Annotated in this window: 1 protein-coding gene; it reads left to right on the forward strand. The window is 27.5% G+C overall.

All coding sequences use genetic code 11. The features are described 5' to 3' along the window. The first annotated feature begins 128 nt into the window (after positions 1-128). Entirely contained in the window at positions 129-2,696 is a 2,568-nt protein-coding gene (locus ACR0QS_RS12455) for a YfhO family protein (RefSeq protein WP_432633775.1), read from the forward strand. The last annotated feature ends 240 nt before the right edge of the window (positions 2,697-2,936 follow it).

Raw genomic sequence — 2,936 nt, forward strand, 5'->3', positions numbered from 1 at the left:
ATATATCATATTGCTATATAATAAAAGTATTTATTTAATTTAAAATTGTTTTGACAAAACGGATTTATTTTAGTATAATTAATTTAATAAATTTAATACGATAAACGAAACTATAAATTGGAAATAAAATGAATTCATTAAAATTAATAAAAAAAGAAATAAAATATCCCGTAATATTTGCCGTCCTTTCGGTTCTGTTTTTTTATAGCAATTTAACTTTTTCTTATCTTCAAATGGGCGATGTAATTTTATGGGAGATAAAAAATATTAAAGACGCGATAGCAAACGGAAACTTTTATTTTTGGAATAACGCATATTTTACGATAGCGGCAAGTTCCACAGTTCCAGTTCATCCAAAATCTTTATTAATGTTTCTTTTGCCCGTAAATGTTTATCCGCAAGTCAGCGTAATGTTTCATATAACGATAATGGGCTACGGTTTATTTTGGTTTTTAAGAGAAAAAAAACTTTCGATAAAAGCCTCGATGTTCGGCGCTATAGCTTTAATGTTTTCAAACGCGATGATAACTTTAATACTTCCAGGACATTTGGGAAAATTTGAAACTTATTGTTATTTTCCTTTCGTTTTATATTTTTTATCGAAGGCAATGAATAATGAAAAATGGACTGACTTCTTTTTTGCGGGCGCTTTTTTGGGAATCGCTTTTTTAGGCGGAGCTTTGGATGTCGCTATGTATTTCGCATTATTTTTAGCCGTTTATTTTTTATATTTATTATATAACAAAAAAAACGAATTAAAATTATTCGATTTTATAAAAAAAGAATATAAAAAAATTATTTTATTATGTTTAAAATTTTTATTAGTCGCAGTATTTTCGTTTTTAATGTCAATTCAAATAATAATGATTACGAAAAATACTCAAGATATGGGAGCGGCGGGAGTAAGCAATAAAAAAGAATTATGGGATTGGGCAACAAGATGGTCTTATCCTCCCGAAGAATTTTTTGGATTTTTTATTCCTGGTTTATTCGGTTATTATTCTGGAAGCGAAACTCATCCTTATTGGGGAAGAATAGCGAATATGAGCGGAGAACCTAAAACTTCAAATTATTCTTTAACTTCGGCTAATATCGGTTATATAACTTTTTTATTTATAATATTTACGATTTTTATAAGTAGAAAAAGATATAAAGAAAAATATTTTTGGATTGGAACGGCATTATTTTTCTTGATAGCGAGTTTCGGAAGATATTTTCCGTTAATTTACGGAGCATTATTTCAAATTCCAATATTCAGAGACGCAAGAAACCCGAATAAATTTATAGAAATAATTCCAATTCCTTTTGCAATCATTTCGTCTTTTGCCGCCGATTATATTTTTAAAGCTATAGAATTAAAAACAAAAAAAGAAAATAATTTATTAAAATATTTGGAAGAAGATTATAAATATTTAGAAATAGCGAAAAAAATAATGTATGTAATTTTAATCGCTTCTTTTATATTAATGATTATAACAATACTTGGAAAAAGTTTTATTTACGATAAATTTTTACCCGATTGGCAGGCTCAAAATTCGGAGCTTATTTCTAAAAATATATTTATGTCGTTTATAAGACTTACTTTAATATCTTCTGTTGCTACTATTTTAATTATAAATTCGATTTCATTAAAAGAAATGACGGCAAAAGAAAGATATTTAGCCTTGATTCCTTTAATGGGCTTCATATTGTTTTCGGTTTACGATTCTGGAAAAATTGGATTTCTAATAATCGGCAGCTTTGTCATTTTTGCCTATATAATCATAGCAAGTAAAGAAAATATTTTTTATAAATATCTGCCTTATATTTTCATGGCAATTTTATTTTTAGATTTGACTCAAAGCGGAAATATGTTTATAGTAAAATCGAATGTTAATGAAATGTATAATCCGACACCAATAACGGAACATATTTTAAAAGAAAATAATAACGAAACTACAATTCCGATTTTGATACCTTATTTATACAGATATACTACTCACACAATGCCTTATTATAAAATTCCATTAACCGAACCTCCAGCGGCAAGCAGATTGAGTAGCGATATAACGGAAACATTCGGCGCTTTCAGAATAAACGATTATGTTGGCTATCAACCGAGATTAATGGATTTGCTCGGCGCAAGATATATATTAAGCCCGACATATTTGGACTCGTCCATAATCGCAAACGATATTACAAAAATAACGGAATATCAGGATGAATTTTCGGCGGCGGTTTTATACGAACTCAAAGATTATAGAAATAAATACGAATTTGTCGGCAAAATATACGAAGCTAAAGATTTTAACGATGGACTAAATAGATTAAAATCGCCCGATTTCAATTTGTCAAAAGAAGCGGTTATTATAAATTACTCAAATAATAATTTAAATAATTTGGATTTCGTTAGCCTTGTGGAAATGACGGAAAATAGCGACAATAAAATTTCTTTCAATATAAAAACTCCAAATGACGGAATTTTAATTTCAAAAGAAAGATATAATTCAAATTGGAAAGTGAAAGTTAACGGAGAAGAGAGAGAATTATTAAACGCGAATTTATTATTCAGAGGAGTTTATGTCGAAGCGGGAGACAACGAAGTAATTTTTGAATTTATGCCCGACATGAAATATTTTTATAGCGCGATAATTTGCTGGATTGTGTTTATAGTAGTTTCTTTGATTAAGATAATTTTGTTTTTTAGAAAAGAATAAATTTGCTTGGATTATTCATAACTTCACTACTTTTTTCTAAATTTCTTATTTTTTTTTTTTTTTTTTTTGTATAGAAATAGTAAATTCTACTTGACTTTATTTAATAAATTTATTATACTATTAACATAGGAATTGAAAGCCTATAATTTAATTAAAATAAGGAGTTAATTATGATTAACACAAAAGTATTAAAAATTTCAAAACGAATAGCTATTATTTTGTTAATAGCGGCATTTAGCA

Origin of the sequence: Brachyspira sp. (assembly GCF_050873525.1) — a bacterium.
Lineage (GTDB): Bacteria > Spirochaetota > Brachyspiria > Brachyspirales > Brachyspiraceae > Brachyspira.